This window comes from Dyadobacter sp. BHUBP1 (assembly GCF_050587785.1).
Classification (GTDB): Bacteria; Bacteroidota; Bacteroidia; order Cytophagales; family Spirosomataceae; genus Dyadobacter.
Window position 1 is genome coordinate 900,157 of the sequence record NZ_JBOBIH010000002.1, and the last position, 13,610, is coordinate 913,766.

A 13,610-nucleotide genomic window follows, 5' to 3' on the forward strand; every position below is an offset into this window, starting at 1 on the left:
GGTCTGTTACAAATTTAGCATTCGAGTGTAGAAAAACACCGAAATCGACATTTTTAACACTAATTCAATAACAAAAGACACTTTTTGACGAGCACAATATTCAGTCATTCAATCATTCAGTCATTCAACATTAAAGAAACATGTCACTAAAATCCCAAGTAGAATCCGGCATTAAGGACGCGATGCGCGCTAAAGACCAGGATACATTACGTGCGTTGCGCGCGATCAAGTCGTTGATTTTGTTGGAAGAAACCAAAGGCGGCGCCAGCGGAGAGCTTAGCGCTGACGACGAATTGAAACTGCTGACCAAGGCCGCAAAGCAACGCCGTGAGTCAGCGGATATCTACAAAGCACAAGGCCGCGCCGATCTTTTGGAAAAAGAAGAAGCAGAGCTGGCCGTGATCGAGCAGTTTTTGCCAAAACAATTGACCGAAGATGAGGTGAAAGCCAAATTGCAGGACATTATTGCAAGAGTAGGCGCTGCCGGACCATCGGATATGGGTAAAGTAATGGGCGTCGCCACCAAAGAGCTCGCCGGCCAGGCCGACGGGCGTGTCGTTTCTACGCTGGTTAAGGCATTGCTCGCATGAAATTACTGGATGTTCTCATCCTTCTTCCCCTGCTATGGGGCGCATTACATGGTTACCGCAAAGGCCTGCTGATCGAAATCATCGGGATTCTGGGCATGGTGGTAGCCATGGTTTTGGGTTTCAAATTCCTGGGCTTGGGGATGGAGGTCCTCTCGCCGTATTTCAGCGAGGGCGTCGCACGGAAAATCCTGCCTTATGTGGGTTTTTCGGCGATTTTCTTTCCAACTATCTTTCTCCTAAATCAATTCGGCTACACCATCCGGCGGTCGCTGCGGTACTCTATTCTGGGTACTTTCGACAGTTTTGCCGGCGCCATGGTGGGTGTTTTTACATGGGTTTTCGGGATCAGCGTGTTTTTCTGGCTGGTAGATGCCATCGGCGTGAAAATTCCCGCGCACCGCACCGATGATACCTATTTGTACCCGCTTGTGGTGCCCGTAGCCCCCACGGTGATTACCAAAGGATTGTCGTTGATGCCCAAAGGCACCGATATTATTCGCGAATGGAAACGCGATTACCTCGAAGATTGAACTTTCGAATTTCGACCCGGGTTAAGCTTTCATCATTGACATTCAGTACCTTTGCAGAAAATTACAGTTGAATGCCCTGTGTGTTTGACAGATTATAAAAGAAAATGACCACGATACAGCAAAAGCAGGACATCCGTAAACTCAATGTCGACCAGATCAAAACCTGGATGACCGAACACGGAGAGAAGGCTTTCAGGGCAAAACAGATATATGAATGGATCTGGAAAAAATCGGCCCATTCATTCGACGAAATGACTAATCTTTCGCTCGCTACACGGCAGCTGATGAACGAGCATTTCGTGATCCACTCACTCGACGTTGCCAAGAAACAGCACAGCAACGACGGCACCATTAAATCCGCATTCAAACTTTTTGATGGTAACCTCGTGGAAGGCGTGCTCATACCCGCTGCCGACCGCATGACCGCCTGCGTGAGCAGCCAGGTAGGGTGCTCACTCACGTGCAAGTTCTGCGCGACGGGCTATATGGACCGCAAGCGTAACCTCGAAGCGGGGGAAATTTACGACCAGGTAGTAGCTATTGCACGTCAGGCCGAAAGTACCTTCAATGCGCCGCTGACCAATATTGTATACATGGGAATGGGCGAGCCGTTGCTCAACTATGCCAACGTACTCCAATCCATCGAATACATCACCTCGCCGGAAGGACTCAATATGTCGCCCAAGCGCATTACCGTGTCCACGGCGGGTATCGCGAAGATGATCAAGAAGCTGGCCGACGATGAGGTGCGGTTCCGCCTCGCATTGTCGCTGCACGCGGCGAATGACGAAAAACGTAACCAGATTATGCCGATCAACGAGTCGAACTCGCTGGATAACCTGGCTGATGCTTTGAACTATTTTTATAAGAAGACGGGCAACCGCATTACTTTCGAATACATTGTTTTCAATAATTTCAACGATACCCTGCAGGACGCCAAAGAGCTTTGGGAGTTTTGCAAGCGTGTTCCTGCACGGGTGAACATCATTGAATATAACCCGATCGCCGAGGCCGATTTTAAAAATACGGAGGCGGACAGGTTGGATAAATTTGCCGCTTTCCTGGAAGATAGAGGGGTTTCGGTGCATGTGAGGAGGAGTAGAGGCAAAGATATCGATGCCGCTTGCGGGCAGCTGGCTAACAAAGAAACAAACTGAGATTAACCTGACTTAACAATTTCTTAACATTGGGTCGGCGGTTTATAAGTAGTTTTGCGTCAATAATTCAACCTATCAACTTCTTTTATGTTTGGTCTTGAAACCGACATTTTCATCCTCCTCGCGTTTAGTATTTTAGCGGCCTGCGCATTCGAATTTGTTAATGGTTTCCATGACACTGCCAACGCGGTGGCGACGGTTATTTATACCAACTCCCTGAAACCGAATGTGGCGGTAATATGGTCGGGTTTCATGAACTTCTGCGGCGTATTTTTTGGTGGTATCGCCGTGGCCATGGGTATCGTGAACCTGCTCCCGGTGGAATTGCTGATCGATCAGAATGTCTACCATAGTGCAGCGATGGTGTTTGCACTGCTTTTCAGCGCCATTATCTGGAACCTGGGTACCTGGTATTTCGGCTTGCCGAGTTCCAGCTCGCACACACTCATCGGTTCGATCCTCGGCGTGGGTCTTGCATTTACATTAATGCCTGAAAATACACAGGGCACCGGCGTGAACTGGTCGAAAGCACAAGAGTTGTTTATGTCGCTGCTGACCTCACCGATCTTCGGTTTCGCACTTGCGATCATTATTATGTTTATTCTGAGAAGATCGCTGTCCAAACCGCTCCGCGAGATTGTTTTCAGCGAACCCAAGAAAAACGAAGCACCGCCGATCTGGATCCGTGCCATTCTGATCACTACCTGTACTTTGGTAAGTTTCTTCCACGGCTCCAACGATGGCCAGAAAGGGGTAGGACTTGTAATGCTCATCCTGATCGGTATAGTACCGGCGCATTTCGCATTGGATAATTCCAAAGACCCGGTCGGAATGAAAGCCGACCTCGTTGGCATCGAGCGGGCTGTGAACAGCATCGATTCATCCCGCCTGTCGATCTCCGACCGTGCACATTTGTATACCATTAAAGCCGAGCTGACGCATTTGCAGGCACAGATCAACAACCCGTTGCCCGAGCACCGCTTGCCGAAAGAGCAGCGTATGGAGGCGCGTCGCTCTTTGTTGCTGGTGAGCCGTAATATCAAGACGATTCTGGATAATGGGAACGCGAACCTGAGTGCAACTGACCTCGCATTCCTGAAAAAGCAATCGGGCAGCGAGCACGGTATCAGAAGATACACCGACTACGCGCCGGACTGGGTTATCCTGATGATTTCACTCTCTCTTGGCCTTGGAACAATGGTCGGCTGGAAGCGGATCGTGGTGACGATCGGGGAGAAAATCGGAAAGCAGCATTTGACTTATGCTCAAGGTGCTTCCGCCGAATTAGTAGCGGCGAGTACAATAGGGGTGTCGTCTTACCTGGGACTCCCGGTAAGTACCACGCACGTACTTTCGTCCGGTATTGCGGGCTCGATGGTGGCCAGCAAAGGGGTAAAAAACCTGCAAGGTGGCACGATTCGTAACATCGTGATTGCGTGGGTTTTGACATTGCCTGTAACCATGTTGCTGGCGGGAACGCTGTACGCTTTTTTCCGCTGGATATTGTAAAAGTTCCTATTTTAAAGGTATAAAAAGCCGCCGGGACCGTTCCCGGCGGCTTTTGTTTTAGCGTGGCGGCCGCACTTTCTTTGCTTTTCATTGGTTTAATATCGTAAATTCGGCATGGATTTTAGTATTAAGTAAAAGCCAATTATTCACCATAATGACTACAATTGAAGCGCAGATTAACCGCTACGGTTATGTGACGGAGGCGATCGCGGAAGATATCGATCTGGTGGCGGAGATCAACCGCCTGAAAAAAGAAAAGAACGCGGTTATTCTCGCGCATTATTATGTGGATGGGGAAATCCAGGACCTGGCCGACTACATCGGCGACAGCCTCGGCCTTTCACAGCAGGCGGCCGCTACAGATGCCGACATGATCGTTTTCTGCGGCGTGCACTTCATGGGCGAAACGGCAAAGATCCTTAGTCCGAATAAAAAGGTAGTAATCCCCGACCTCAATGCAGGCTGCTCGCTGGCGGATTCTGCGCCGGCCGATAAGTTCGCCGCATTCAAAGCGCAATATCCGGATCATATCGTGATCAGCTACATCAACTGCTCCGCGGAGATCAAAGCGCTCACCGATATCGTTTGTACTTCTTCGAATGCATTGCAGATCGTGGAAAGCCTGCCAAAAGATCAGAAGATCATTTTCGCACCGGATGCGAACCTGGGCCGTTACGTAGCCCATAAAACCGGTCGTGATATGGTGCTTTGGGATGGGGCCTGTATTGTACACATTGATATTTCAAGAGAAAAACTCGCGCAGCTTCGCGCCGAAAACCCGGATGCATTGCTGATAGCCCATCCGGAATGCAAGGAAGATATTCTGAAACAGGCGGATTTCGTAAGCTCTACGACCGGCCTTCTGAAATTCGTTAAGGAATCGAGCCACGACAAGTTTATCGTCGCTACCGAGGCAGGCATTTTGCATAAAATGAAGCAATCGGTGCCTGATAAGAAGCTGATTCCGGCTCCCGGCTCAGATAACAACACCTGCGCTTGCTCCGAATGTCCTTATATGAAAATGAATACTCTTGAAAAGGTCTATAATGCGCTCCTGTATGAGCAGCCGGAAATCTTTGTGCCTGAGGATATCCGCCTGAAAGCATATGATTCCGTAGCACGCATGCTGGAACTGAGCAAAGGTATCTGACACCCGATATAAAAACCCTATTCCTGAAATTATGCCCCAATTTGATTTTCTGATTATCGGTTCGGGAATTGCCGGACTTAGCTATGCAGCCAAACTAGCCCGCCATTTCGATGAACTGAAACAGGAAGTGTCCATTGCCGTGATCACCAAGGTTCAGGCCGATGAAACCAATACCAAATATGCCCAGGGAGGCATTGCGGTAGTATGGGCGGAGTCCGATTCGTTTGAAAAGCATATTCAGGACACGATGGATGCCGGGGATGAGGTTAATAAGAGGAATATCGTGGAAATCGTTGTGCGCGAGGCGCCGGAGCGTATCCAGGAGCTCATCGACTATGGAACACGTTTTGATAAGGAAAAGGGAGGTGAATACGACCTCGCAAAAGAAGGCGGGCATTCCGACCACCGCATTCTGCATTTCAAGGACATTACAGGGGCGGAAATCGAGCGCGCATTGCTGGAAGAGGTAAACCGCCATGAAAGCATCCAGATTTTCACGCATTACTACGCGGTAGAACTGATCACCCAGCACCATCTGGGCGAAACGGTATATCGCTACCGTGAAGATATCAAATGCTTCGGCGCTTATGTGCTCAACCGCCAGACGGGAGAAGTGGAGAAGTTTCTGGCTAAAACGACATTGCTCGCTACCGGCGGTATCGGCAATATTTATCAAAGTACTACCAATCCTACCATCGCAACCGGCGACGGCATTGCCATGGCGTATCGCGCAAAGGGCATCTGCGATAATATGGAATTCATCCAGTTTCACCCCACGAGCTTTTACCAGCCCGGCCAGAAGCCGTCTTTTCTGATTTCGGAGGCGGTTCGCGGTTTTGGAGGGATATTGAAAAGAGCGGACGGCAGCACATTCATGGAAAACTATGACAGCCGTCTTTCGCTGGCACCCCGCGACATTGTGGCCCGCGCTATCGACTCCGAAATGAAGAAAAACGGGGTCGACCATGTCTACCTCGATGTCCGGCATTGCGATTACGAGAAGTTTCTCGAGCATTTCCCAAACATCACCGAATATTGCCTGCAACAGGGCGTCGATGTGCGAAAGGATATGATTCCCGTGGTGCCTGCGCAGCACTATATGTGCGGGGGCGTGCGCGTGAACGAATGGGGAAAGACCAATATCGAATTTTTATACGCGGTAGGGGAGTGCGCCTGTACGGGGTTACACGGCTCCAACCGCCTTGCTTCCAACTCTCTGCTGGAAGCCGTCGTTTTCGGGCATCGGGCCTATGAAAGTACGATCGCCAATTTCGAAAATGCGATTATCGCGCAAAATATCCCTGAGTGGGATGATAGTGGCACCACCCATCCCGAAGAGCAGGTGTTGGTAACCGAAATGACCCGGGAGCTCAATAGTATCATGTCCAATTATGTGGGCATTGTACGTACCGATCGTCGTCTCAAACGCGCCTATGACCGCCTCGAACTGCTGCACCAGGAGCACGAACAGCTGTACCGCGAATCAAAAGTATCGGTGGCAATATGCGAGCTGAGGAACATGATCTCGGTTTCTTACCTGATCATTAAAATGGCAATGGCCCGACGCGAGAACATCGGGCTGCATTACAATGCCGATCATGTGCATGCTTAGAGTTCAAAGCTTAAAGTTTAAAGCTCAAATTTAGAGCTTACAGCTTAGAGCCTAAAGCTTACAGCCTAGAACCTTGGGCTAGCATGTTCCGGCTACGGCGGGTTACCGCTCGTTGCCATACGTTTTCTCCTATTTTCTGGCCAAGGTGCGTACCTTCCTCTACGCCATCGCGATAGTGGATACCGCCGTAAACGCGGCTGATGGACGCATCCCAATAAGCTTCTTCAAAGGATTTGAAGGACTTGATACCATGTCCGTATTTCTTTTCGGTGGTATCGGTGAAAGCTACATTATCTCCGATCAGATGCGTGAGCACCACACCGCAGGCAGCTGAAATGGAGCTGTGGCCGCTTACGTATTCGGGAAATGCGGGCGTTTCGAGGAATGGCCGCCAGTTGGGATCCCAGTTGCTGTTGATCACCGTTTCCGGGCGGATGCGGACCGTGCGGTATTTCTCATCCCAGCAGGCAATGAATGCGTCATAAATGGAGAGCGCTCCCAACGTATAGGCCTCTACCGATTGCATCAGGTCCAACTTTTTGTCTGTCGCGACGGTCCGCACGATCGCCATCCAGTGGCCGGCCGGGGTCATTTTTTTATTGGCAAACATGGCGTGCCCAACTACATTGGTCACAAACGCATTGTCGTCCCAGAAGTAGGCTGTCGCTTTCTGCTCTTCGGTGAGATTGTTACCGATGTTGTAAACTTCCATTGCCAGTTGCATGAACTTGCTGCTCTTGGCGAGGTCGTATGGTGCCGGCGGCGGGCAGCGGAACTGCGTCACCGAGTCAAGTGCAAAAGTCCTCACGGTATTCCACATAGGTTCGCACGCATCCGCATACGCAGGTGGCGTGGGTACCCACGTGCCGGGTTTATTGGTTACCGTATAGCGGTATCCGCGTATCTCCTTATAATGGTCTTTGGCCGAGTATGCCAGTACATGCTTCGCTACCGTATCACCGTATGCGATGGAGCGTTCATATACGTCTTCTGGAATACCCATTTCCCGGAATTTCTTGAAAAGCCCCTTTTCATAATCATCCCACATATTGCCTGAGAAAGTAAGCGTTCTCCCGACAACCGTAAAGGCCTTGATGCTAGCAAGTGGGAAGCAATAGGTCAGTGTCGTGTCTGGCTTGGGTGGTGTATTGAATTTAACTAGTTGATTTCCAAGTGACTGATACTCTTTGTTCCCGGGAGAAAGTGCTTCATAGGCAGCGAGGAATGAATAGCCATAAATGCGACTTGCGACCGGGGGCTTGAATATGTCGTGAATAATTACGTCAGTAAGATGCGTCGCGGTCTCATGAAAAAGCTGGGGATCGGCTGCCTTGGCATTATACTCGTTGGGGGAAGACTCCTTTTTACACCCATATAAGAAGCAAGCAACCAGGAGGGAGAGTAAATGAAACTTCATTGATATCAGTAGGAAATTTGTAACTGTAAATGTCTACGAATATAATAAGAAATGAGAATTTGGCGATAATAATGTACAAAAGAGTGATTTATTGTAACTTATATATAACTAATTCATAAAAATTGTTCGATTGATACAGTTATTTATTGTTATTTTTTAAGAATGCATATTCATTAATCGGGAAACCTTTTTTTTGTTAAAAAATTGATATCTTTTTGTACAATCAAACGAGTATATAAGATCTGATGGTACTTCTTTTACAAACAACAGGAGTATGCATATAAGATTGTGTATGATATACACTGTTTGATATCCTGAACTCTGATCGATGAAAGTACTCACCCTTATCACTAAAATTGCTCTATGTAGAAAATTTTCCTGGCTACACTTTTTCTGACTCGCAACGGCAGATTTTCGGAACGAAAATCATGCCTGACGCAACGTTCCGTGCTTATACGGTTAAGCAAACATTCTTACTACAACATTTTTTAATCTAACTATTAATCTATGAGATTTTCTACTGGATGGACGCCTCGTGCGGTATCACGAAGTGTTTTTTCTCTTTGTCTGGCCCTGGTGACGGTCATGGGTGCATTCGCCCAGAATACCATCAAGGGTAAGATCAAAGATGAACAGGGACAGCCGCTGCCTGGTGTGAGCGTTGTCGTGAAGGGAACCACCGCAGGTACAGTAACCGACAATGAAGGGCTTTATACCGTGAATGCCGAGAGAAACGGCACGCTCGTGTTCTCATTCATCGGTTACCTCACGCAGGAGATCCCCGTAGGCGGCAAAAGCATTCTCGATGTGATCCTGCTGGCTGATACAAAAGCACTGGAAGAGGTAGTCGTGGTAGGTTATGGTACTGCCAAAAAGGCAACCCTGACCGGCTCGGTTACTGCTGTAAAAGGCGCTGAACTTCAGAAGGCCCCAGCTGCCAACTTATCCAACACGCTGGGCGGTCGTTTGCCTGGTATTTCGGCGGTGCAATCGAGCGGTGAGCCAGGCTATGACGGCTCGGCAATCCGTATCCGTGGTACCAACTCACTGGGTAACAGCAACGCGTTGATCGTTGTGGACGGTGTTCCCAACCGTTCCGGTGGTCTCGACCGTATCAACCCTGCCGACATCGAAAGTATTTCAGTATTGAAGGACGCTGCTGCGGCGATTTACGGTTCACGTGCGGGTAACGGGGTTATCCTTATCACCACCAAACGCGGTAAAACAGGTAAGCCACAACTTTCTTATGATATGAACCTCGGCGTGTCGCAGCCTACGCGTACACCTGAAATGTCGAATGCCGCTGAGTATGCGACTATCCGTAACGAATTGCAGATCTATGACAACCTGCCGGTAGGGCAATGGCAAGGTGCGCTGCAAGGCTTCAACTCAAATGGATCCTATACCAGAACCGACAACGGAAACGTAGTCAACGCCGTGTTTACGCCGGACGACATGAAGAAATTCCGTGACGGATCAGATCCTTTCCTGCACCCGAATACAGACTGGTATGGCTCGGTGATCCGCAAATGGGCGCCACAGCAACGTCACAACCTGCAATTGACTGGTGGTAACGAGAACGTGAAATACCTTGCTTCGATTGGCCACATCAATCAGGACGGTTACTATGTAAATTCCGCTACTGGTTACAAGCAATACGATATGCGTATCAACCTCGATACGAAAATCAATAAATATGTTACCGCAAACCTCGGTCTTACACTTCGCGAAGAGTTCCGCCACTTCCCAAGCGGTGGTAACAGCGCAGGTGCTATTTTCCGGATGTTGATGCGCGGTAAGCCGACTGAAATCGCAATCTGGCCGGACGGACGTCCAGGTCCTGATATCGAGAACGGCCAGAACCCTGCGGTTATAACTACCAACACAACTGGTTATAACAACGACAAAAGAGATTACATCCAAACCAATGGTGGCCTGGAAATCCTGATCCCCGGCGTTCCGGGATTGAAAGTCAACGCGATGGCTGCGATCGATAAGCAAATGCGTCGTCAGAAAAACTTTGAAACTCCCTGGACATTGTATTTCTGGGACAAAAAGACTTACGAAGCGGACGGTAAAACGCCATTCCTGACTGGAACCGTTCGTTCGACGTTCAAAGATCCGCGTCTGAGAGAAAGTTCTTCACAGGAGTTGTCTATCCAGCTGACTGGTCAGGTATCTTACGAGAAATCAATCGACGGGCATAACTTCAACGTAATGGCCGGTATCCAGCGCGAGAAAGTGGATGGTGATGGTTTCTATGCATTCCGCCGTTACTTCATTTCGCCTGTGGTAGATCAGCTGTTCGCGGGTGGCACGCCTGAGCAAGACCTTGGTAACTTCGATCTTTTCAGAAGAGCACGTTTGAGCTACTACGGCCGTGCAGGTTACAACTTCAAGGAAAAATACCTCGCTGAATTCCTTTGGCGTAAAGATTATTCCTACGTGTTCCCTCCAAACGGTCGCTCCGGTTTCTTCCCGGGGGTATCTGCCGGATGGCGTATCTCGGAAGAAGGTTTCTGGAAAAACAACATTTCGCGTTACGTAAACAATGTAAAACTCCGCGCTTCATGGGGACAAATGGGTGCTGAGCCTTACTTCCTTGGAACAGAAACTTTGGCAGAATACCAATACCTGTCGACAATGGGCTTCGGAACCTATATCGTTAATGACCAGGTAGCGAAAACTTTGCTTGAAACCCGTGTTGCTAACCCCAACTTCACCTGGGAGGTTGCAAACAACTCCAACTTCGGTATCGAGGGTACGTTGTTCAATGACAAGCTGGCATTTGAGTTCGATTATTTTGTGAACAATCGTTCGAAGATACTGATTCCGAAAACAGGTTCTACGCCGTCGTCGGCCGGTATCGATGGCAAGCTTCCTCCTCAAAACCTGGGTAAACTGCAAAACAAAGGATGGGAGTTCAAGCTGAGCTATGACGGCAATGCGGGCGACTTCACCTACTCTGTGAGTGTGAATGGTGGCTATGCCAAAAACAAAATTAAATACTGGGATGAAGTTCCGGGAGCACCTTCTTATCAGCGTTCGACCGGAATGCCTTATGGATCATTCCTTGTATACCAATTCGACGGGGTATTCAGGAGCCAGGAAGAAATCGATGCTAAAACACTCGATTATGGCCCGATCACAGGTAACCTGCGTCCAGGTGACATGAAGTTCAAAGATGTGAACGGTGACGGTAAAATCAGCGCCGACGACCGTATCCGCACTGAGAAAGTGGCCCGTCCATGGTTTACAGGTGGTGCCTCGATTAACCTGGGTTACAAGCAGTTCGATTTGGCTATGTTGTTCCAGGGAACATTGGGCGGCTTGCAGCTCATAGGTCTGACCGAGTCGGGTGACATTGGTAACTACCTGAAATACGACTTCGATCACCGGTGGACGATCGACAATCCGACCGACAAATATCCACGTCTGACCAACCGTAACAACCGTTATTACACCAACACAGGCCAGGCAGGTATCAACAACTACTTCCTCAAAAGCAACAACTATCTGCGTTTGAAAAACATCGAGATTGGTTACAACCTGCCCTCAGAAATCGGTTCAAAAATCGGTTTGAGCAACCTGAGAGTCTATTTGAACGGATTGAATCTCCTGACTTTCGACAAAATCAAAGTTTGGGATCCGGAAGCGACTACCGGCAGTGGTCAGTACTATCCGCAATCAAGAGTTGTCAGCGCAGGTGTACGTCTAGCATTTTAACGAATCAGAAATATGAAATTGACATATAAGTTTTTATTGGTTGCTGCACTGATGACGGGAGGCTTGTCATCGTGCGACACTGATTTCCTGGATGTAACGCCGCCAACTGAGATCCCGGGTGATGCCGTATGGGGCGACGGTGCATTGTCAGAAGGTTTTGTGACAGGTATTTATGCTGGTTTGCAGCAGGGTGGTTTCAGTGAGCAAATGCTGGCTTCCCTTACGGACGAAGCAGTATTTACCCACACGGGCCGTAACATTAACACAGTAAACGAAGGCAGTTTGAGCCCTTCCAACCTTGGTTGGGTGGATGCTACCTACGGTTGGAGCCAAATGTACCAGTACATTCGCGCTTCGAACCTGGCCATCTCCAAACTGGCTACTGCGACGTTTACGGACGAAACATTGAAGGCACGCCTCAAAGGAGAAGCGTATTTCATGCGTGCTTACTACTATCAGCAGCTGGTACGTTACTACGGCAGCGTTCCCCTGATCAAGAAAGTATATGCGCTGAACGAGGATTATTCCGTACCTCGCAGCACTTACGACGAGTGCGTGAAACAGATCGTAAGTGATGCCGACAGCGCTGCGCTGTTGCTGGACGGTAAAAACCCGGCGAAGGGCCGCGCAACCAAGGCTGCCGCGCTTGCCTTGAAAGCCCGTGTGTTATTGTACGCTGCCAGCGACCTGCATGACATTCCGACTGCTAAGACAAAATCGTCGGTGATCGCCGATTTCCCGAACCCTGAATTCCTTGGGTACACTTCGGGGGACCGTAAAGCTCGCTGGGCCGCCGCGCAAGCTGCTGCGAAAGCTGCTTTGGACGCAAGCGGCAATGGTTATAAGCTGAACCTGACTGCACCGGTAACTCCGGAACAAGGCCGCCTCAACTACATCTCTTTGGCGATGGCTGGTGCCAGTGCGGACAAAACCCTGGATGCGTCGGCGAACGATATCGTTTTCGGACGTTACTTCACGCCTAGCCAGAACGAAGGTGCACGCCAGACCGGTTTGAACAACGGTCCTAACGGCTATCACAACTGGGCGGGTAACACGCCGATCGGAACGCTCGTGGATGACTATGAAATGATGGACGGTACCCCGTTCTCATGGACTAACCCTACCCATAAAGCGAATCCGTATGTGAACCGCGACCCACGTTTCTATGCAACGATCATGTACGACGGAGCGAACTGGAAACCACGTCCTTCCGATGCGAAAGACCCTGCTAACCAGATCCAGACAGGCGCATATGACCTCCTGGACGACAAAGGTGCATTGATCAACCGTAAAGGATTGGATACCCGCAGCAGCTCGATCGAAGACTGGAACGGTAGCCGCACCGGTTACTATATGCGTAAGTTCATCGATCCGAACCCGTCGCTGTACGACAACACGGATCGTCAGAACATTCCATGGCCGTTCTTCCGTGTCACTGAAAATGTGTTCAACTACATCGAAGCGAGCATTGAATTAGGAGAGGAAGCAATTGCATTGGAATGGCTGAACAAAATCCGTTTCCGCGCCGGTATGCCTGCATTGAAAGTTTCAGGTGCTGCTTTGAAAGAAGCTTACCGCCACGAAAAACGCATTGAAATGGCCTACGAAGAGCAGCGTTATCACGATGCACGCCGCTGGATGATCGCTCCGACTACTTTGGGACGCTCATTGCAGTACATCAACGTAATCGGTAAGTTCAAGCCGGGTAAATCGATGAAGGAGCCATATCACTACGATCCAACGGTTTACGATTATACTTACACTCCTGTGGAAGAGAAATCACATGAGAACCGTACGTGGGTTGATAAGATGTATTTCCGTCCGTTCAGCCGCGATGAAATTAACCGTAACGCAAAACTGGTACAAAACCCGGGTTACGATAAATAGTTATATTTTATTGACTAATTTTACTGAAACTA

General features: G+C 49.3%; 9 protein-coding genes. 8 read left to right on the plus strand and 1 reads right to left on the minus strand.

Going from position 1 to position 13,610, the window contains the following annotated elements:
* Positions 1 to 140: 140 nt before the first annotated feature.
* The 6 genes from ACQ4MZ_RS10495 to nadB all read left to right on the plus strand — a co-directional run bounded on the left by ACQ4MZ_RS10495 (position 141) and on the right by nadB (position 6,548).
* On the plus strand, positions 141 to 590 hold the full coding sequence (locus ACQ4MZ_RS10495; protein ID WP_223402651.1) for a GatB/YqeY domain-containing protein: 450 nt from the start codon (positions 141 to 143) through the stop codon (positions 588 to 590).
* On the plus strand, positions 587 to 1,120 hold the full coding sequence (locus tag ACQ4MZ_RS10500; RefSeq protein ID WP_430844836.1) for a CvpA family protein: 534 nt from the start codon (positions 587 to 589) through the stop codon (positions 1,118 to 1,120). The genes ACQ4MZ_RS10495 and ACQ4MZ_RS10500 overlap by 4 nt, the downstream gene beginning before the upstream one ends.
* Before the next feature lie 104 nt (positions 1,121 to 1,224).
* A complete protein-coding gene (gene rlmN, locus ACQ4MZ_RS10505) occupies positions 1,225 to 2,277 on the plus strand; it encodes a 23S rRNA (adenine(2503)-C(2))-methyltransferase RlmN (RefSeq protein ID WP_430844838.1) in 1,053 nt (350 codons plus the stop codon).
* 87 nt (positions 2,278 to 2,364) lie between these two features.
* Positions 2,365 to 3,786 carry an inorganic phosphate transporter gene (locus tag ACQ4MZ_RS10510; protein WP_430844840.1) on the plus strand — a complete coding sequence of 474 codons (1,422 nt, stop codon included), beginning with the start codon at positions 2,365 to 2,367 and terminating at the stop codon, positions 3,784 to 3,786.
* Positions 3,787 to 3,940: 154 nt separating this feature from the next.
* Positions 3,941 to 4,936, plus strand: a complete 996-nt coding sequence (nadA, locus tag ACQ4MZ_RS10515; protein ID WP_430844842.1) for a quinolinate synthase NadA — start codon at positions 3,941 to 3,943, stop codon at positions 4,934 to 4,936.
* A gap of 31 nt (positions 4,937 to 4,967) precedes the next feature.
* Entirely contained in the window at positions 4,968 to 6,548 is a 1,581-nt protein-coding gene (gene nadB / locus ACQ4MZ_RS10520) for an L-aspartate oxidase (RefSeq protein WP_430844843.1), read from the plus strand.
* A 58-nt stretch (positions 6,549 to 6,606) separates the two neighbouring features.
* On the opposite strand, the gene ACQ4MZ_RS10525 is transcribed toward nadB, so the two are convergent.
* Positions 6,607 to 7,965, minus strand: coding sequence for a vanadium-dependent haloperoxidase (locus ACQ4MZ_RS10525; protein WP_430844845.1), 1,359 nt, complete (start codon positions 7,963 to 7,965; stop codon positions 6,607 to 6,609).
* A 585-nt stretch (positions 7,966 to 8,550) separates the two neighbouring features.
* Here ACQ4MZ_RS10525 and ACQ4MZ_RS10530 point away from each other — a divergent pair.
* Positions 8,551 to 11,691, plus strand: coding sequence for a SusC/RagA family TonB-linked outer membrane protein (locus ACQ4MZ_RS10530; protein WP_430845356.1), 3,141 nt, complete (start codon positions 8,551 to 8,553; stop codon positions 11,689 to 11,691).
* Positions 11,692 to 11,703: 12 nt separating this feature from the next.
* On the plus strand, positions 11,704 to 13,578 hold the full coding sequence (locus ACQ4MZ_RS10535; protein WP_430844847.1) for a RagB/SusD family nutrient uptake outer membrane protein: 1,875 nt from the start codon (positions 11,704 to 11,706) through the stop codon (positions 13,576 to 13,578).
* The last annotated feature ends 32 nt before the right edge of the window (positions 13,579 to 13,610 follow it).

Bases quoted from the DNA above. Each gene is read 5' to 3' on its own strand.
- ACQ4MZ_RS10510 (WP_430844840.1), top strand. From the start codon at position 2,365: ATGTTTGGTCTTGAAACCGACATTTTCATCCTCCTCGCGTTTAGTATT.
- rlmN (WP_430844838.1), top strand. From the start codon at position 1,225: ATGACCACGATACAGCAAAAGCAGGACATCCGTAAACTCAATGTCGAC.
- ACQ4MZ_RS10535 (WP_430844847.1), top strand. From the start codon at position 11,704: ATGAAATTGACATATAAGTTTTTATTGGTTGCTGCACTGATGACGGGA.
- ACQ4MZ_RS10495 (WP_223402651.1), top strand. From the start codon at position 141: ATGTCACTAAAATCCCAAGTAGAATCCGGCATTAAGGACGCGATGCGC.
- ACQ4MZ_RS10525 (WP_430844845.1), bottom strand. From the start codon at position 7,965: ATGAAGTTTCATTTACTCTCCCTCCTGGTTGCTTGCTTCTTATATGGG.
- ACQ4MZ_RS10530 (WP_430845356.1), top strand. From the start codon at position 8,551: ATGGGTGCATTCGCCCAGAATACCATCAAGGGTAAGATCAAAGATGAA.
- nadB (WP_430844843.1), top strand. From the start codon at position 4,968: ATGCCCCAATTTGATTTTCTGATTATCGGTTCGGGAATTGCCGGACTT.
- ACQ4MZ_RS10500 (WP_430844836.1), top strand. From the start codon at position 587: ATGAAATTACTGGATGTTCTCATCCTTCTTCCCCTGCTATGGGGCGCA.
- nadA (WP_430844842.1), top strand. From the start codon at position 3,941: ATGACTACAATTGAAGCGCAGATTAACCGCTACGGTTATGTGACGGAG.